Raw genomic sequence first — 18363 nt, 5'->3', positions numbered from 1 at the left:
CGCTCGGAATTCACTCACACACCGTGTGTAACGACGTATGAGCATACGAAGGCCCTCACCCGAACGGGTGAACCAAGCGGTGTGAAGCTGCCGTCACACGCCCGCGATGCGCAGGGCGGCGTCGGCTGCGGCGCGGGCGCATACGAAGGCGGGGCCCTCGGGCCCCGCCACGTTGGCCGGCGTCCGTGTCCGAACCGGCGTCAGAGAGATATCAACGGCGCGGGACCGCGCCAGTGTGCGGCTTCGCCGCGTGGGCGCGGGCGACCGCACACCGCCCGCGCCCACCGGACGGACCGTCAGCCCACGGACGAGTAGGCGACGACTCCCCGCAGCAACTGATCGACCGCCTTGCGCGCGGCCTTCGCCACAGTCGAGCCCTCCGCGGGAGAAGCCGCCGAGATCTGGCCGAGAACGTCGATGACCTGCTTGCACCACCGCACGAAGTCACCGGCCGGCATCTCGGCCTCCCGCAGCACCTCGTCGAGGCCCTTCCCGGAGGCCCACATGTAGGCGGCCCAGGCGAACCCGAGATCGGGCTCCCGCTGCCCGACCCCCTCCGTCTGGTTGATCCGGAACTCCTCCTCCAGACCGTCCAGCCGCCCCCAGATCCGCACCATCTCGCTGAGCGCGGCCTTCGCCTTGCCGGAGGGCAGCTTCGGCGCCATCGCGTCGTCGCCCACTCGGGCCTCGTACACCAACGCCGAGGCACACGCCGCGAGTTCGGCGGGAGCCAGCCCCTCCCAGACCCCGGCCCGCAGGCATTCGCTCGCCAGGAGGTCCAGCTCGCCGTACAACCGGGCCAGCCGTCTGCCGTGCTCGGTGACCTCGTCGCCGCGCAGGTAGTCCAGTTCGGTCAGCAGCGCCACGATCCGGTCGAAGGTCCGGGCGATGGTGTTGGTGCGGCCCTCGATGCGCCGCTCCAACTGCGAGGTGTCGCGCAGCAGGCGGTGGTAGCGCTCGGCCCAGCGGGCGTGGTCCTCGCGCTCGGCACAGCCGTGGCAGGGATGCGCGCGCAACGCGGTGCGCAGCCGGGCGATCTCCCGGTCGTCGGCGGCCTGGGACCGCTTCTTGCGCGCCCGCTCCGGCGGGATGTGCCCGGCCTTGCTGCGCAGCGCGGAGGCGAGGTCGCGACGGGACTGCGGAGAGCGCGGGTTGAACGTCTTCGGGATCCGCATCCGCTCCAGCGGCTCGACCGGCACCGGGAAGTCCATCGAGGCCAGCCGCTTGACCTGCCGCTCGGCGGTGAGGACCAGCGGACGGGGCCCGTCGTGGTGGTCGAAGCCGCGGTGGCCGTTGGCCCGCCCGGCGGGCAGACCGGGGTCGAGGACCAGCGCCAGACCCGCGTACTTGCCGGTGGGCACATGGATGACGTCCCCCGGCTTCAGCCTCTCCAGCGCCACCGCCGCCTCGGCCCGCCGCTGGGCCGCGCCCTGCCTGGCCAGCTCGGTCTCGCGGTCCTTGAGCTCGCGGCGCAGCCGCGCGTACTCCTCGAAGTCGCCGAGGTGGCAGGTCATGGAGGCCTTGTAGCCCTCCAGCCCCTCCTCGTTGCGCTGCACCTGCCGGGAGATCCCCACCACCGACCGGTCGGCCTGGAACTGCGCGAACGACGTCTCCAGCAGCTCCCGCGACCGGTGCCGCCCGAACTGCTCGACCAGGTTGACCGCCATGTTGTACGACGGCTTGAAGCTGGAGCGCAGCGGGTACGTGCGCGTGCCCGCGAGGCCGGCGAGGTGGTCGGGGTTCATGCCCCGCTGCCACAGCACGACGGCGTGGCCCTCGACGTCGATGCCCCGTCGGCCCGCGCGACCCGTCAGCTGGGTGTACTCGCCGGGGGTGATGTCGGCGTGCTGCTCGCCGTTCCACTTGACGAGCTTCTCCAGGACCACCGAGCGGGCGGGCATGTTGATGCCCAGGGCGAGGGTCTCGGTCGCGAAGACGGCCTTGACCAGGCCGCGCACGAACAGCTCCTCGACGACCTCCTTGAACGTCGGCAGCATGCCCGCGTGGTGGGCCGCTATGCCGCGCTCCAGGCCTTCCAGCCACTCGTAGTACCCGAGGACGTGCAGGTCCTCGGTGGGGATGGAGGCGGTGCGCTCCTCGACCAGGGAGCGGACCTGTTCGCGTGCCTCCTCGTCGTTGAGCCGCAGTCCGGCGTACAGGCACTGCTGGACGGCGGCCTCACAGGCGGCGCGGCTGAAGATGAACGTGATGGCGGGCAGCAGGCCCTCCGCGTCGAGGCGCTCGATCACCTCGGGCCGGCCCGGCGTCCACACCCGCGAGCGCTGCCGGCGCTCCCGCTCCCGGTCGGCCTCCCGCATCCGCCCGCGCCGGCGGTCCTGGTACGACGGCCGGCTGGCCTCCATCCGGGCCAGGCGCGCGAGGTCGGGGTTGACGGCCCTGCGGTGGCCCTCGCCCTCCTCGAACAGGTCGTACATCCGCCGCCCGGCGAGCACGTGCTGGAACAGCGGCACGGGCCGGTGCTCGGAGACGATCACCTCGGTGTCGCCCCGGACGGTGTCGAGCCAGTCGCCGAACTCCTCGGCGTTGGACACGGTCGCGGAGAGCGAGACGAGGGTGACCGACTCGGGGAGGTGGATGATCACTTCCTCCCAGACGGCGCCGCGGAAGCGGTCGGAGAGGTAGTGCACCTCGTCCATCACCACGTACCCGAGGCCGAGGAGGGTCTGCGAGCCGGCGTACAGCATGTTCCGCAGCACCTCGGTGGTCATCACGACCACCGGGGCGTCGGAGTTGACGCTGTTGTCGCCGGTGAGCAGGCCGACCTTCCCGGTGCCGTAGCGACGGCACAGGTCGTTGTACTTCTGGTTCGACAGCGCCTTGATGGGTGTCGTGTAGAAGCACTTCTTGCCCTGCTGGAGGGCGAGGTGGACGGCGAACTCGCCCACGATCGTCTTGCCCGACCCGGTGGGCGCGGCCACCAGGACGCCCTTGCCCGCCTCGAGCGCCTGGCAGGCCTCGATCTGGAAGGGGTCGAGACCGAAGTCGTACATCTCGCGGAAGGACGCGAGCGCGGTGGCCTGCTCGACAGCGCGCCTGCGCGCCGCCGCGTACCGCTCGGCCGGGGAAAGGTCCTCTGTCATCGTGCTTTCGAGCGTACCGGGCGCCACTGACAACAGGACGATCATTATCCGGATCGGGGCCTGTGAAACCTGTGATCCGCCCAGTTCAGAGCCGTCAGGGGCCTACGATCCGTACCGCCCCGCGCACACAGCGCGCGGTCAGCGGAAGCGGACCGAGCGGTTCCCCGTCCGCGTACCCGGTGCTGCCCGGCGCCGCGATCTCCACTTCGGCCGCCCGGTACACGGTGACCTGGGGATGCTCCACGTGCGTCCCCCGGTACACCCGCGGGAACACCCGCAGCAGCGCCGCCCGCCCGAAGTCCCCGGCCACCGTCACGTCGAACAGCCCGTCGCCGAGGTCGGCGCCGGGACAGATCCGCATGCCGCCGCCGTACGAGGGCCCGTTGCCGACGGCGACGAGGGTGGCCTCGACCTCCCGGACGGCCCCGTCGTCGAGCCTGATCCGGTACGGGAGGGGCCGGAAGGCGGCCAGTTCGGCGAGCATCGCCAGGTCGTACCTGGCGCGTCCGGCGGGCCATTGCATGCGGTTGCCGCGGTCGTTGACGCGGGAGTCGAAACCGGAGGCGAGGACGGTGCCGAACCAGCGGCCGCCGGCCTGGCCGAGGTCGATGTCGCGGATCCGGCCCGCCGCGAGGGCGTCGGCGACCAGACGGCCGGCGGCGGCGGGATCACGCAGGGGCAGGCCGAGGGCGCGGGCGAAGTCGTTGCCGGTGCCGACGGCGACCAGGCCGAGCGGGGTGTCGGTGCCGGCCACGGCCTGGAGCGCGAGGTGGACCAGTCCGTCGCCGCCGACGGCGACCAGGGCGCCGGTGCCCTCCGCGACGGCGGCACGCGCGCGTGCGAGGGCGTCCTCGGCGTCACCGCCGGCGACGGTGCGCACCGACCAGCCGGCCGCCCGCAACGCCGAAGCGGCCGGCAGCGCCGCGTGGGCGCCCCGGCCGCGGCCCGCGGTGGGGTTGACGAAAAGAGTGATCTCGCTGGTCACGCAGGTGACCCTACGAGCCCCGGGGCGATCTTCAGGTCACGTCGTCATAACCGTTGACCCGCTCCGTGCTCGCCTGCTCGGGCAGCGCGCGGCTCGCGGTCACCGCCTCGACCTCGCCGATGTCCTCGGGGGTGAGGTCCAGCTCGGAGGCCTCGTCGTCGGCGGGGCCCAGGGCGTCGCGAAGGCGCTTGCGACGGTCGTTCAGCAGGGAGAAGGCGACCGCGCCGAAGTACAGGATCCAGATGGGCCCGGCGAGCGCCAGCATCGAGACGGGGTCGGTGCTGGGCGTGGCGACGGCGGCGAACACCGTGATGCCGATGATCATGCCGCGCCACCAGCCCATCATGCGCCGACCGGTGATGACGCCGGTCAGGTTGAGCATGATCAGCAGGAGCGGCAGCTCGAAGGAGAGACCGAAGACCACGACCATGCGGGTGACGAGCTGCAGCAGATCGTCCAGCGGCAGGAAGTTGTTGACCCCGGACGGGGTGAACTCGATCAGCACCTTGGCGGTGGTCGGCAGCACCTTGTAGGCGAAGTAGCCGCCGCCGAGGAAGAGCGGCACACCGGTGCCGACGAAGGCGTAGGCGTACTTCCGCTCGTGCTGGTGCAGGCCCGGCGCGACGAAGGCCCAGAGCTGGTAGAGCCAGACCGGGGAGGCGAACACGATGCCGGCCATCAGGGAGACCTGCAGGGCCAGTGTGAAGGGGGCGAGGAGACCGTTGATCGTGATCCGAGCGCACTGGTTGGTGTCGTCGGCCGTCTTCAGCTCGTTCGCGATCTGCTCGAACGTCTTCCCGCAGCCGACCGAGTCGAGGATCGGTCTGGTCAGGAAGTTGATGATGTCGTTGTAGAAGAAGGCGGCGACGACCGTCACGAGGACGATGGCGAGCAACGCCTTCGCGAGCCGGTTGCGAAGCTCACGGAGGTGTTCCGCGAGGGGCATCCGCCCCTCGGGGTCCTTCTCCTTGTTGCGGGCAGGCTTGAGCAACCCACGTTCCCATCTCGTGCGGCGGGCCGGAGGTCACCGGCCCTGCGTCAGCGCTTGGTCGTGTCCGTCGGCTCACTGACCGGGCGGGAGCTGGTCACGTCGCCGGGCGCGGCCTGGATGGTGCGCTGAGCGGGAGGCTGCTCGCCGTTGTTCGGCGGGCCGGCCGGGGTGGCCGAGTTGCTGCCCTCTTCCTTCATCGCCTTGGCCTCGCTCTTGAGGATGCGCGCGGACTTGCCGAGCGAGCGGGCCATGTCCGGAAGCTTCTTCGCGCCGAACAGCAGGATGATGACGACGAGGATGAGAATGATCTCGGGGGCGCCGAGCCTTCCGAACATAAGTCTTTACCTTCTCACCGAGGCGGCTGGGTGGGGTGCTGTCCGACCGGTCGGACATGTGTCCGAACGATCGTGTTGGCAGCGATCGTAACGCTCAGGGGTAAACGTGAGGCAATCCCCGTGCGTACTCCCGGTCCGCGTTCCGGGCCTCGTTCTCCGGACCGCGGACCAGCAGCGTACCTGTCCGACCCACCTGGGCGGGAGGGCGAAGTGGCCCAAAACGCGTTGAGCGCAGGACTCACAGGTCCACCACGGCGGGACTCACAGAGTGTCCACAGCCCGGGCCGCGCTCACGGCGGCCCGCTCCAGTTCCTCGGCCGCCCTGTTGATACGGCGCGCGGAGTCCGCGACCTGCCGTCCCAGACGCTGCGCCTCCAGGAAGACCCGCACAGCGAACACCGCGAGAACGGCGAGACCCAGAAAACCCACGGCTACCGCGAACATCGGCCAGAACATGACGACGAGCCTAAGGCCTGTCCGGCGGCCCGTGCCGCGGGCGGGGGCTCTGCACGGCTTCGCCCGCGCTCGGCTTCCCCTTCGCTCGGCTTCGCCCGCGCTCGGCTTCGCCCGGACGGGAGGGCCCCCGTGAGGTGCCGCCGTTTTCCTTCGGCCGGATCCGCCGGGCAGGGCCAGGACCGTCCTACGGCGTGTGCAGCCGCAGGGTCCTCACCCCGCTGCCGGTGAGCAGCTCGACGATTCGCTCCCCGGCCGGCTTGCGCACGGCGGCGCCGCAGTCGGGGCAGGTGAAGGAGTAGAACGTGGTGCGGCTCGACGCCCCGAGCACCAGGCGCAGCGCACTGGCGGCGAGCTCGAACCGGCCCCGGCAGTCCGGGCACCCGGCCTTGAACACCACCGGAGCCGCACTCCGCATCCCCGCGAACGCGGAGGCCACCGAGACGCCCCGCCCTCCAGACCCCGCCGACTCGCTCAAAGCCCCTGCTCCCGCCCGTCGAACCGCCTGCCGAACCGCATACCGAACGACCCGTCACCGAGCCCGCCGCCCGCCCCGGCGACCGGTGTGCCGGCCTGCCCCGCGTCTCGGCCACCGGCCGGCCCGGCGACCTGCCCGTCGTACCCACCGTCCGAGGTCTCCCCCTCAGCGCGCGGTGCGGTGGCCTCCCGTGCCTCCTCCGCCTCGACCCCGTCGTACGCGGCCAGCGCCTCGCGTGCCGCACGGCGGGCGCTGTCGGCGAGGTCCGGGGGTGACACGATGCGGCCGTCACGGCCCAGACGCAGGGCCAGACGGCGCAGGGACGCCGGATCCGGTGTGCGCAGAGTGATACGCAGACCGCCGTCGGGAAGTTCATCGGCGCTGTCATGCGGGTAGTACTCGGCGACCCAGCGGCCGCCGGGACCGACCTCGACGACGACCTCCGGGTCCTCGGCGGCGGGCTGCACCAGCCCCTCCGACAGGTCCCGCAGTTCGATCTCGGGCGGCGCGGAGGGCTCGTCGAGGATGCGGATCTCGGCGACCCGGTCGAGACGGAAGGTGCGGCGCGCCTCCGAGCGGCGGCACCAGGCCTCCACATACGTGTGCCCGACGCTGACCAGGCGGATGGGATCGATCTCGCGCTCGGTGACCTCGTCACGGGCCGGCGAGTAGTAGCGGATCCACAGGCGGCGCCGCTCGGAGATCGCCCGGTCGACGTCGGCGAAGACACCGCCCTCGGACTCGAACGTCACCGACAGGCGCGAGCTGGCCCCGGCCACCTCACCGGCCGCGGCCTCCACCTTGGCGGTGGCCCGCAGCAGCGCCTGCCGGTCGCCCTCCCGCAGGCCGGGCAGGGTCGCCACGGCCCGCGCGGCCACCAGCAGGGCCGTCGCCTCGTCGGCCGCCAGCCGCAGCGGCTCGGCCGCATCCGCGCCGAGAGCGGCCGGGTTGTGCCACCAGATGCGCTCGCCGTCGGTGTCGATGTCGAGCAGATCGCCGCCCCGGAAGCTGGTGCCGCACATCGGCAGCACGTCGAGGTCGGAGACCAGCTCGTCCTCGGTGACCCCGAAGGCGCGCGCCACGTCCTCGATGCGCGCCCCGGGCCGCTCCCGGAGATACGTCACCAGGGAGAGCATCCGCCGGGTCTGGTCGATCGCGTTCGCCGGCCTGACCGGTTTGCCTGCCACAGTCTTGCTCGCTCCCCCTCAGCCCTTGGCCACCGCACGCAGCCGGTCCACCACATCGGCCCGCAGCTCTGCGGGCTCCAGGACCACCACGTCCGGCCCGAACTCCACCAGCCAGGCGTCCAGTCCGTGCCCGTACGGAATCTCCAACTCGTCCCAGCCGTCGCCGAGTTCCCGCACCGCCGTCGCCTTCGCCCGCAAGGGGTACCCGGCGCCCGTGCGCAGCCGGATCAGCGCGCTGCGGTCGGCGGTCTCCCCCGCCCAGCTCGCGACGGTCTCGCGGACCGTGACGACATCGGGAACCGGCGCGGTGAAGCGGCCGCCGCGCGAGCGCACCTTGCCGGTGATCCGCGACAGCCGGAACACGCGCTCGGCACCCCGGTCGCGGTCCCAGCCCGCCAGATACCAGTGGCCGCGCCAGCACTCCAGCGCCCACGGCTCGACATGCCGGGGCTCCGGGTGGGCGGCGGTGGCCTTGCGGTAGTCGAAGACGACCGGGCGACGGTCCCGGCAGGCCAGCATCAGCGGCTCGAACGCGGCCTCGTGCACGGGGATACGGGGCTCCAGGGCGCCGTGGGCCTCGTACGGGTCGACGTCCTCCGGCAGCCCGGCCGCGCGCAGCTTCTGCAGAGCGCCGCTGGCCGCACCCGCGAGCCGGGCCTGCTGCCACACCTTCGCCGCCAGCCCCAGCGCGGCCGCCTCCTCGGCGTCCAGAGTGATGGGCGGAAGACGGTTGCTGTCACGGCGGGCGTGATAACCGATCTCGCCGTCGAGGCTCTCGACGGTCTCGATGACGAGCCCCAGCTCCCGCAGGTCGTCCTTGTCCCGCTCGAACATCCGGTTGAAGGAGTCGTCCGACCCGGCCTCGAGGTAGGCCTCGACGGACTCACGCAGCTCGCGCTTGCTCAGCGGCCGCCGCGTCCCGAGCAGACACAGCGCCAGGTTCATGAGCCGCTCGGCCTTGGCAATGGCCATCGACGCCCTTCGCCTTCCCTATGGTGCTTCTGCCGGATGACCGTACCGCTCCGCGGCGCCCCGGCAAAAGCCGAGGGCCCATGCCCGCACAGGCATGGACCCCAGGCGGTCCGGACCGGTCGCGGCACGATCAGCCCGGACCTGTCGTACGACGATCAGACCCCGAGCAGGTCCACCACGAAGATCAGCGTCTCGCCGGGCTTGATCGCCGGAGTCGGGCTCTGGTTGCCGTAGGCGAGGTGGGCCGGAATGGTCAGCTGGCGACGGCCGCCGACCTTCATGCCCTGCACGCCCTGGTCCCAGCCCTTGATGACACGGCCGGCGCCCAGCGGGAAGCGGAACGGAGTGCCGCGGTTCCAGCTGGCGTCGAACTCCTCACCCGTGCTGAAGGCGACACCGACGTAGTGCACGGTGACGGTCTGGCCCGCCTGCGCCACCTCGCCGTCGCCCTCCCAGATGTCCTTGATCTCGAGGTCCGCCGGGGGCTCGCCGCCGGGGAAGTCGATCTCGGGCTTGTCGATGCTCACTGCAGTGACTCCTCTGTGGTGCGTACGTCATGCGCGATGACTGATGGGCAACCTGCCCAGTCTTACATCACAGCCAGGATGTCGACGGCGAAGACCAGGGTGGAGTTCTTCGGGATGCCCTGCTGCTCCTGGTCGCCGAAGGCCTGGTCGGGCGGCAGGACGAGCAGCACCCGGCTGCCGACCTTCTTGCCCGCCAGACCGTCCTTGAGGCCCTTGATCGTCAACTGGTCCAGCGGAAACGTCGCCGTCTTCCCCGCCTCGTACGTGCTGTCGAACTTCTTGCCGCCCTCCCAGAGCAGCGCGACATACTTCACGACCACACTGTCGGTCCCCTTGACGACGGCGCCGTCGCTCTCCAGGACGTAGTTGGAGACCAGCTTCTTCGGCGGGGCACTGTCCTTCGGCATGGTCACCTCGGGAGCCTTGCCGTCCGTGTTCGTACCGACCTTCGGCAGGTCGGCGTCGTCCTGGGCGACCTTGGCGCCCTTCGCCGAGACGGGGATGGACGTGCCCTTCACGATGTCCACGACGAACACCAGCGTCGCGTTGGCCTTGATGTCGCCCTGGCCCTGCGCGCCGTAGCCCAGGTCCGGCGGGATGACCAGCTCGACCCGGCTGCCGACCTTCTGCCCCTCCAGGCCCTTCTCCCAGCCCTGGATGACACCGCCCGCACCCAGGGTCAGCGAGAACGGCTGACCACGGTCGAAACTGTTGTCGAACGGCTTGGACTCGTCGTACTCCTGGCCGAGGTAGTTCACCTCGGCGGCATCGCCCTTCTTGAGCTTCGCGCCGCTTCCCTCCTTGATGACCTCGACCTTCAGCTCCTTCGGCGGATCGCCCTCCCCCTTGGCCAGGGTCGGCTTCTGCCCGAACTCGGCACCCTTGGTGATCGCGGGCACTCCGTTCTGGGTGGAGCTGGAGTCGGAGCCCTTGTCGTCGTCACTGCCGCAGGCCGCCGCGGAGAGCAGCAGCAGCGGCACGACGAGAAGGCCGGCAATTCGGCGCACGTGTTCCTCAGATCTCAGACGGCACTGTGGTCGCCCGCCACTCTAGGGTGTGCGACGGGCCCCGTACGAGAACGTACGGGGCCCGTGGCCCGATTCCTCAATCCCCCGGGTCACATTCCGGCGATCAGCTTCTCCACCCTGTCGTCCACCGAACGGAACGGGTCCTTGCACAACACCGTGCGCTGCGCCTGGTCATTGAGCTTCAGATGCACCCAGTCGACCGTGAAGTCCCGACGCTGTTCCTGCGCCCGCCGGATGAAGTCGCCCCGCAGCCTCGCCCTAGTGGTCTGCGGCGGAACCGACTTGCCCTCGAAGATCTTCAAGTCGTTGCAGATCCGCGCCGCTTGGCCCTTCTTCTCCAGCAGGTAGTACAGACCACGACGCCGGTGGATGTCGTGGTAGGCGAGGTCTATCTGCGCCACACGCGGATGCGACATCGTCATGTTGTGCTTGGCCCGGTACCGCTCGATGAGCTTGTACTTCATCACCCAGTCGATCTCGGTGCCGATCCGGTCGAGGTCCTCGGACTCGATCGCGTCCAGCGTGCGGCCCCACAGCTCCAGGACCTGCTCGACGGTGCCGGTGCGGATCCCCCTGCGCTCGCAGAAGTCCACCGCCTTCTCGAAGTACTCGCGCTGCACCTCCAGCGCGGAGGCCTCGCGGCCACTGGCCAGGCGCACCTTGCGCCGGCCGGTGATGTCATGGCTGACCTCGCGGATCGCCCGGATCGGGTTCTCCAGCGTCAGGTCACGCATCACCGTCCCCGCCTCGATCATGCGCAGCACCAGATCGGTGGCCCCGACCTTGAGCAGCATCGTCGTCTCGGACATGTTCGAGTCGCCCACGATGACATGCAGCCGGCGGTAACGCTCCGCGTCCGCGTGCGGCTCGTCGCGCGTGTTGATGATCGGCCGGGAACGCGTCGTCGCCGAGGAGACGCCCTCCCAGATGTGCTCCGCCCGCTGGCTGACGCAGTAGACCGCCCCCCGGGGCGTCTGCAGCACCTTGCCCGCGCCGCACAGCAGCTGCCGGGTCACCAGGAACGGGATGAGGATGTCCGCGAGCCGGGAGAACTCCCCGTGCCGGGCCACCAGGTAGTTCTCGTGGCAACCGTAGGAGTTGCCCGCCGAGTCGGTGTTGTTCTTGAAGAGGTAGACGTCGCCCGCGATTCCCTCCTCGTGCAGGCGTCGTTCCGCGTCCACCAGGAGTCCTTCGAGAATGCGCTCGCCGGCCTTGTCGTGGGTGACCAGTTCGGTCACGTTGTCACATTCGGGTGTCGCGTATTCCGGATGCGATCCCACGTCGAGATAGAGGCGGGCGCCGTTCCGCAGAAAGACATTGCTGCTTCGGCCCCATGACACGACACGGCGGAAGAGGTACCGCGCCACCTCGTCAGGCGACAGGCGGCGCTGTCCCCTGAACGTGCACGTGACGCCGTACTCGTTCTCCAGCCCGAAAATGCGGCGGTCCATGAGTGAACATTACGCCCGATCCCCTGAACTGAAACGAGGTTCGGCAGCACGGTTCGGATCATTTTCCGATGAAGCCGCAACCACCGCACCCGCAGCGGGAGCTGCAAGTGCCCGCCCCGTGGCCAGCAAAACCAGCAACGACACGGCACCCGCCGCACCCGGCACCGCGAAACCCCACAAGGCGCCGCCCGCCTCCACGACCGGCCCCGCCACACCGGTCCCGAGCGAGTGACCCACCGTGAACGTCGTCACCAGCCAGGAGAACGCCTCCGTGACCGTACCCCGCGGCGCGTGCCGGTCCACGATGACGAACGCACAGGCGATGGCGGGCGCGAGGAACACCCCGGCGAGCACCGTCAGCGCCACCATCGCCACCGCACCCGGCATCAGCATCAACGGCAGATAACACACCGCCAGAAACGCCACCAGAACACGCAGCCGTCGCTCGGGCACACCCGGCCACTGCCGGGCCCCGTACACGACCCCGCCCAGCAGCGCGCCCAGCCCCAGCGCGGCCATCAGCCAGCCGTACACCATGTCCCCGCCGTGGTCGTCCGCGTACGGCACGGACGCCACCGTGATGGAACCCAGCGCGACACCGACGAACAGGAAGGCGGCAAGCAGCGCCAGCAACCCCGGCGAGCGCAGCGCACCGAGCCAGTGCGCCTCACGCGGCGCCGAACGCCACGCCCGCGAAGGCGGCGACGCGACCACCGACAGCGCCCCGAGAACCCCGACGACGTTCAGGACCAGCAGCGCGACCTGCGCCGACCACAGCGACACGCACAAGGTCACCAGCAGCGGACCGACGGTGAACATCACCTCCTGCGCCACCGCGTCCATCGCGTACGCCGTGTGCACCTGGTCCTCACGCCGCAGCACCGACGACCACAGCGCCCGCAGACCACCCTCCAGCGGCGGGGTGAACAACCCGGCCGCCACCACGGCGGCATACGCGAGCGGCAGCGGATCGGTACCCGCGAAGGCGAAGACGGCCATCGCCGAGGCCGAGGCGAGCGCGGCGGGCAACTGGACACGGGGCTGGCCCTGCAGGTCGACGAGGCGTCCGAGCACGGGCTGACCGACGGCGTTGGCAACGCCGTACACGGCCGCCAGGGCACCCGCCAGTCCATAGCCGCCGCCCTCAGCGCGCACGAACAGCACGATTGCGATGGCGGCCGTCGCGTTGGGCAGCCGGCCCACGAGCGTGCCGGCCAGCAACCGGGCCGCGTGCCTCGCCCTGAGGATCTCCAGGTACCCCGCGGCCAATGTCCCGCCTCCGTCGCCTCACCCGAAGGCGGCGCCCCACCCCTGGGTTGTACGTATAACGTCTCTTGTCATACGTACCATGTGCGCTGTTCACCAGTCCAGAGCCCACACCTCAGACGAAAGAGCAGGCCCACGGTGGCACGAGGTAACACGCGCCCCACCAGCCGTGACGTCGCCCACGCCGCAGGCGTCTCCCAGGCCGCGGTCTCCCTCGTCCTCGGCGACAAATGGCGCGGCCGCGTCTCCGAAACCACAGCCGAACGCGTACGCCAAGCCGCACGCGAACTCGGCTACCGCCCTAACCTCGCCGCCCGCAACCTCCGTCTCGGCCACACCCGCACAGTCCTGCTCGTCGTCCCCGCACTCACCACCGAATTCTTCGCCGGCGTCTACACAGGCGCCGCCCGCGCCGCCGCCGACCACGGCTTCGGCGTCGTCCTCTACCCCTCCCCCGAAGGCGTCGGCCCCGCCCGCAACCCCTTCGCCTCCGCCCAAGCCGCCCTCGACGGCGTCATCGCCTCCTCCATGGCCGCCGACGCCCTCACCGCCATCCACGGCGACCAACTACCCCTCGTCATGCTCGACAGCGACCCCCAAGGCAGCCTCGGCGCAGCCACCGTCAACCTCGACATCGCCGACGGCGCCCGCCAGATCGCCGACCACCTGCTCCACCTCGGACACCGGCACTTCCTCCACCTCGCCGCCGACGTACCCTCCTGGACCTTCGAAGTACGCGCCCGCGAACTCGCCGCACGCATCGCCACGACACCGGGAACATCCCTACGGACAGCCCACACCCCCATGTCCATCGAAGGCGCCCTCACAGCCACCGAGACCGCCCTGAACACCCCCGGACCACACCCCACAGCCATCGTCTGCGACGACGACAAACTGGCCGCCGGCGTCTACAAAGCCGCACGACGCCTCGGCCTGCGCATCCCCGACGACATCTCCGTCACCGGCGTCGACGACATCGCCCTCGCCGCCGCCCTCGACCCCGAACTCACCACCGTACGACTCGACGCCGAACTGTTCGGAGAACGCGGCATGCAAGCCCTCCTGGCCGTCCTGGACGGCCGAACACCCGACGACGGGAACATCCCCGTCGAACTCGTCGTCCGGGGCTCCACAGCGGCACCTGGCGACTCCTGAACACACCCGTGCCCCCAGCCGTCACCACCGGCCAGGGGCACACGCGCACGCACCAGGGCTACTCCTCCTCGGAGCTCTCCGCCTCCGTGGACGCACCACCCGACTCCAGCAGCCGCGCCAGCTGCCGCCCCACGATCCGCTTGAACTTCCGCGACTGCGGCCGCGTACGATCCAGCACCGCCACCTCCAGACGCTCGGCCGGAATCTCCCGCTGCGTGCCGTTCGTGTCCCGGGACAACGCCTGCACAGCCAGCTTGAGAGCCTCCGCGAGACTCATGCCGTCCTGATGACGCTGATCCAGATAGCTACTGATCTGCTCGGCATTACCACCCACCGCGACCGAACCGTGCTCGTCCACGATCGACCCGTCATGCGGCAGCCGATAGATCTGATCACCGTCCGGCGTCTCCCCGACCTCCGCCACCACCAGCTCCACCTCGTACGGCTTCTCCCCCGCCGACGAGAAGATCGTCCCGAGCGTCTGAGCGTAGACGTTGGCAAGACCACGAGCGGTCACATCGTCCCGGTCATAGGTGTAACCACGCAGATCCGCGTAACGCACACCACCGATCCGCAGATTCTCGTACTCGTTGTACTTACCGGCCGCCGCGAAACCGATCCGGTCATAGATCTCACTGAACTTGTGCAGCGCACGAGACGGATTCTCACCGACGAAGACAATACCGTCGGCATACTGCAGCACCACCAGGCTGCGACCACGAGCGATACCCTTACGCGCGTACTCCGCACGGTCGGCCATCGCCTGCTGAGGCGATACATAGAACGGCGTCGACACCGGCTATCCGTCCCTTTCTGTGGAAGTCACTCGATCACCCTGCCAAGACAGCCCGCCGACTACAGCAGCGCGGCCCGCGGACCGTCCGGCTGCTCCAGACGGCGCTCCAGCACCGCACGGGCGATCTCCGACGACTCGTCCTCACTGAGCCGACGGAAACCGTCCTCGGTGATCACGGTGACGATGGGGTAGATCCGGCGGGCGACATCAGGACCACCGGTCGCCGAGTCGTCGTCTGCCGCGTCATAGAGGGCCTGCACCACGAGCGTCGTGGCCTGGTCCTCGGTCAGGTCGCCCCGGAACAACTTCTTCATCGCACCCCGCGCGAAGATCGAACCGGAACCGGTGGCGGCGAAGTTCTGCTCCTCCGAGCGACCGCCCGTGACGTCGTAGGAGAAGATCCGACCCTTCTCCCGGTCCACGTCGTACCCGGCGAACAGCGGAACCACCGCCAGGCCCTGCATGGCCATCCCCAGGTTCGAGCGGATCATCGTGGACAGCCGGTTCGCCTTGCCCTCGAGCGAGAGCTGAGCACCCTCGACCTTCTCGAAGTGCTCCAGCTCCAACTGGAACAGCTTCACCATCTCCACGGCCAGACCAGCCGTGCCGGCGATACCGACGGCCGAGTACTCGTCCGCCGGGAACACCTTCTCGATGTCCCGCTGCGCGATGACATTGCCCATGGTGGCGCGACGGTCACCGGCGAGCACCACGCCGCCGGGGAACGTCACAGCCACGATCGTGGTGCCGTGCGGCGCCTCGATCACGCCCTGGGTGGGCGGCAGCTGCCGGTTGCCGGGCAGCAGCTCCGGCTGGTGCTCGGAGAGAAAGTCCATGAAGGACGAGGACCCAGGCGTCAGGAAGGCAGCTGGTAGACGCCCGGTGCTACGAGTGTTGGCTTCCACGCGATTCCTTCCACGTAAGCAGCAGCCCGCCTTATGGCATCGGGCCGATCCTTGAACTGCCCCAGTGCGGCATTGCAGCTGAAGCACAGTACGCCACGGACCCTACCCGTCTTGTGGCAGTGATCCACATGTGCGGCGGGGGCCGACAAACATATGCAGCAGACGCCGCCCTGGGAAGCGATGAACTCATCGCGTTCGACTTCGGTGATGCCGTACTGGCGCTTCAGGTGGCCTTTCCGGCCCTGAACCGCCCGGCACGCCTTGCAGCGCGTCGACAGGCCGTCCGACGCGGAGGCATTGCGATGCCACTCGCTGTGAGGCTTGATCTCTCCGCAGGTACGGCAGAGCTTGTGTCCCGGCGGAACCGGTACTTTCTCGCGCACCTGCTTGCCGATGGCCTCCCGGCGGCGCCGGTAGTGCGAGGCGCTGTACTCCGCCACGCACTCCCGGCAACGCACCTGTAGGCCATCACGCCGATTCTTGTCCCGCGCGAAGGCACCGGGCGACAGCTCCCTCTTGCAGCCAGTGCATTGTTTGGCGTTCCGCTCGCCAGCCACCCTCATCCCCCCGTAACCTTAGCTTCGAAGGCGAAAGGCTCAAGCGACCTTCACTCGCCACCCTTTTGCACGAAGCTTCGCACGAAATCCTCGGCATTTTCCTCGAGTACATCGTCAATTTCGTCAAGAACCGAGTCCACGTCGTCGCTCAGCTTCTCGTGCCGCTCCTTGAGGTCCTCCGAAGCCTGCGCCTCGGTCGCCTGCTCCTCGACCTCCTCCGTGGAGCGCGTCGCCTTCTGCTGGCCGCCGCCGGTGTCCTTGGTCGCCATAACCCTCACCCCGCTCAGTTCGCCCGACATGGTCGACAGGTCGGCTTTCCTGCCGATCGGTGATGATCAGACCCTACAAGCCTGGTCTGACATCGGCCCCGCAGTTACCGGAACGTACGGGGGCCACCTCGATGATTCCCTGGCGGCGGGGTTTCCACCCCGCTCGCCCGGGTCCGGCCGAGTACCCGCTCAGCCGCCGGACAAGACCCTGACCAGGTCTTCCGCCGTGCGGCAGCGGTCCAGCAGCTCCTTGACGTGATTTCGCGTTCCGCGAAGCGGTTCCAGGGTTGGGACCCGCTGGAGGCTGTCGCGGCCCGGGAGGTCGAAGATGACCGAGTCCCAGGAGGCCGCGGCGACGTCGTCGGCGTACTGCTCCAGGCAGCGGCCGCGGAAGTACGCGCGGGTGTCCTCCGGGGGCTTGGACATGGCTCGCTCGACGTCGCCCTCGCTCAGCAGCCGCTTCATCCGTCCGCGGGCCACGAGACGGTTGTAGAGGCCTTTCTCGGACCGTACGTCGGCGTACTGGAGGTCGACGAGGTGGAGGCGTGCCGCGTCCCAGTCGAGGTTGTCGCGGCGGCGGTAGCCCTCCATGAGTTCGCGTTTGGCGACCCAGTCGAGTTCGCCGGCGAGGCTCATGGGGTCGTTCTCCAGGCGTGTGAGGGTGTCCTCCCAGCGTGACAGGACGTCCTTGGTCTGTGCGTCGGCGTCGGCGCCGAAGCGCTCCTCCACGTATTTGCGCGAGAGCTCGTAGTACTCCATCTGCAGTTGGACGGCGGTGAGTGTGCGGCCGCTGCGGAGGGTGACGAGGCGCTTGAGGGTGGGGTCGTGGGAGACCTGGTGGAGGGTGCGGACGGGCTGGTCGACGGCGAGGTCGACGGCGATGAAGCTGTCCTCGATCATGGACAGGACCAGGGCGGTCGTGCCGAGCTTGAGGTAGGTGGAGATCTCGGAGAGGTTGGCGTCGCCGATGATCACGTGGAGGCGGCGGTATTTCTCGGCGTCGGCGTGGGGTTCGTCGCGGGTGTTGATGATGGGGCGTTTGAGGGTGGTCTCGAGGCCCACTTCGACTTCGAAGTAGTCTGCGCGCTGGCTGAGCTGGAAGCCGTGTTCGTGGCCGTCCTGGCCGATGCCGACGCGGCCTGCTCCGGCGAAGACCTGGCGGGAGACGAAGAAGGGCGTGAGGTGGCGCACGATGTCCGAGAAGGCGGTTTCGCGCTTCATCAGGTAGTTCTCGTGTGTGCCGTAGGAGGCGCCCTTGTTGTCGGTGTTGTTCTTGTAGAGGTGGATGGGCTGGGCGCCGGGGAGTGCGGCGGCGCGTTCGGCCGCTTCGGCCATGATGCGTTCGCCGGCTTTGTCCCAGAGGACGGCGTCGCGGGGGTTGGTGACCTCGGGGGCGCTGTATTCGGGGTGTGCGTGGTCGACGTAGAGGCGGGCGCCATTGGTGAGGATCACGTTGGCGAGGCCGATGTCCTCGTCGGTGAGCTGGCTGGCGTCGGCGGCCTCGCGGGCGAGGTCGAAGCCTCGTGCGTCCCGTAGCGGGTTTTCTTCCTCGAAGTCCCAGCGGGCCCGGCGGGCCCGGTGCATCGCCGCTGCGTAGGCGTTGACGATCTGGGATGAGGTGAGCATGGCATTGGCGTTGGGGTGGCCGGGGACGGAGATCCCGTACTCCGTCTCGATGCCCATTACTCGCCGTACGGTCATGCGGCCCTCCTTGCCCGGCGGCGCCCTCGGTCGTGGGCGCCACTCCAGTACCGCTGGTGCTGCGGTGCGTGTGCGGTGCCCGTCCCCGCACTGCGCGACCTGGCGGTATGGAAGAGCCTAGAACGCCTCTGCGCTGGTGGGGAGATCATTTGCGTCATTGCCTGCTCCAGCCGTGGCCCGAAAAACAGTCGGCTGCGGGTACCCGG

At 69.5% G+C, this 18363-nt stretch carries 18 protein-coding genes; 1 reads left to right on the top strand and 17 read right to left on the bottom strand.

Annotated features, from left to right (window positions below):
• Nucleotides 1-296: 296 nt before the first annotated feature.
• From ACPT94_RS37075 to ACPT94_RS37020, 12 genes are all read right to left on the bottom strand, one after another.
• A complete protein-coding gene (locus tag ACPT94_RS37075) occupies nt 297-3146 on the bottom strand; it encodes a DEAD/DEAH box helicase (protein WP_360346429.1) in 2850 nt (949 codons plus the stop codon).
• Nucleotides 3147-3195: 49 nt separating this feature from the next.
• On the bottom strand, nt 3196-4086 hold the full coding sequence (locus ACPT94_RS37070) for a diacylglycerol kinase (RefSeq protein ID WP_425247855.1): 891 nt from the start codon (nt 4084-4086) through the stop codon (nt 3196-3198).
• Between the two features lie 31 nt (nt 4087-4117).
• The gene (gene tatC, locus ACPT94_RS37065; RefSeq protein ID WP_360346433.1) at nt 4118-5077 is read right to left on the bottom strand and encodes a twin-arginine translocase subunit TatC; all 960 of its coding nucleotides are present in this window, start codon (nt 5075-5077) and stop codon (nt 4118-4120) included.
• Nucleotides 5078-5124: 47 nt separating this feature from the next.
• Complete coding sequence (tatA, locus tag ACPT94_RS37060; protein WP_189936815.1) at nt 5125-5412, bottom strand: Sec-independent protein translocase subunit TatA; 288 nt, start codon at nt 5410-5412, stop codon at nt 5125-5127.
• A gap of 261 nt (nt 5413-5673) precedes the next feature.
• Nucleotides 5674-5868, bottom strand: coding sequence for a hypothetical protein (locus tag ACPT94_RS37055; RefSeq protein WP_425247854.1), 195 nt, complete (start codon nt 5866-5868; stop codon nt 5674-5676).
• A gap of 184 nt (nt 5869-6052) precedes the next feature.
• The gene (locus ACPT94_RS37050) at nt 6053-6343 is read right to left on the bottom strand and encodes a hypothetical protein (protein WP_360346438.1); all 291 of its coding nucleotides are present in this window, start codon (nt 6341-6343) and stop codon (nt 6053-6055) included.
• Complete coding sequence (locus ACPT94_RS37045) at nt 6340-7530, bottom strand: helix-turn-helix transcriptional regulator (RefSeq protein ID WP_425247853.1); 1191 nt, start codon at nt 7528-7530, stop codon at nt 6340-6342. The genes ACPT94_RS37050 and ACPT94_RS37045 overlap by 4 nt, the downstream gene beginning before the upstream one ends.
• Nucleotides 7531-7548: 18 nt before the next feature.
• Entirely contained in the window at nt 7549-8502 is a 954-nt protein-coding gene (locus tag ACPT94_RS37040; protein ID WP_360346442.1) for a helix-turn-helix transcriptional regulator, read from the bottom strand.
• Between the two features lie 155 nt (nt 8503-8657).
• The gene (locus ACPT94_RS37035; protein WP_184824563.1) at nt 8658-9029 is read right to left on the bottom strand and encodes an FKBP-type peptidyl-prolyl cis-trans isomerase; all 372 of its coding nucleotides are present in this window, start codon (nt 9027-9029) and stop codon (nt 8658-8660) included.
• 62 nt (nt 9030-9091) lie between these two features.
• On the bottom strand, nt 9092-10036 hold the full coding sequence (locus ACPT94_RS37030) for an FKBP-type peptidyl-prolyl cis-trans isomerase (RefSeq protein ID WP_360346444.1): 945 nt from the start codon (nt 10034-10036) through the stop codon (nt 9092-9094).
• A gap of 110 nt (nt 10037-10146) precedes the next feature.
• Nucleotides 10147-11508 carry a Pup--protein ligase gene (gene pafA, locus ACPT94_RS37025; protein ID WP_360346446.1) on the bottom strand — a complete coding sequence of 454 codons (1362 nt, stop codon included), beginning with the start codon at nt 11506-11508 and terminating at the stop codon, nt 10147-10149.
• Nucleotides 11509-11517: 9 nt separating this feature from the next.
• Nucleotides 11518-12777 carry an MFS transporter gene (locus ACPT94_RS37020; protein ID WP_425247852.1) on the bottom strand — a complete coding sequence of 420 codons (1260 nt, stop codon included), beginning with the start codon at nt 12775-12777 and terminating at the stop codon, nt 11518-11520.
• A gap of 135 nt (nt 12778-12912) precedes the next feature.
• Between ACPT94_RS37020 and ACPT94_RS37015 the strand changes: the two genes are divergently transcribed.
• A complete protein-coding gene (locus tag ACPT94_RS37015) occupies nt 12913-13929 on the top strand; it encodes a LacI family DNA-binding transcriptional regulator (RefSeq protein ID WP_425247851.1) in 1017 nt (338 codons plus the stop codon).
• Between the two features lie 58 nt (nt 13930-13987).
• Here the strand turns inward: ACPT94_RS37015 and prcA are convergent, their stop codons facing one another.
• The 5 genes from prcA to dop form a co-directional block, all read right to left on the bottom strand.
• Nucleotides 13988-14725, bottom strand: coding sequence for a proteasome subunit alpha (gene prcA / locus ACPT94_RS37010; protein ID WP_360346452.1), 738 nt, complete (start codon nt 14723-14725; stop codon nt 13988-13990).
• 59 nt (nt 14726-14784) lie between these two features.
• Nucleotides 14785-15630: a proteasome subunit beta gene (prcB, locus tag ACPT94_RS37005; RefSeq protein WP_360346454.1), complete on the bottom strand. Its 846-nt coding sequence runs from the start codon at nt 15628-15630 to the stop codon at nt 14785-14787.
• Nucleotides 15582-16193, bottom strand: coding sequence for an endonuclease VII domain-containing protein (locus ACPT94_RS37000; protein WP_425247850.1), 612 nt, complete (start codon nt 16191-16193; stop codon nt 15582-15584). Before ACPT94_RS37000 ends, prcB begins: the two co-directional genes overlap by 49 nt.
• Nucleotides 16194-16237: 44 nt before the next feature.
• Complete coding sequence (locus ACPT94_RS36995) at nt 16238-16456, bottom strand: ubiquitin-like protein Pup (RefSeq protein WP_285511523.1); 219 nt, start codon at nt 16454-16456, stop codon at nt 16238-16240.
• Nucleotides 16457-16645: 189 nt separating this feature from the next.
• On the bottom strand, nt 16646-18157 hold the full coding sequence (gene dop / locus ACPT94_RS36990) for a depupylase/deamidase Dop (protein WP_425247849.1): 1512 nt from the start codon (nt 18155-18157) through the stop codon (nt 16646-16648).
• Between the last annotated feature and the right edge of the window lie 206 nt (nt 18158-18363).

The organism is Streptomyces aurantiaciflavus, assembly GCF_049808595.1.
Lineage (GTDB): Bacteria > Actinomycetota > Actinomycetes > Streptomycetales > Streptomycetaceae > Streptomyces.
The sequence above is the reverse complement of the archived record's forward strand: the minus strand, read 5'-3'. Positions and strand labels throughout refer to the sequence as shown.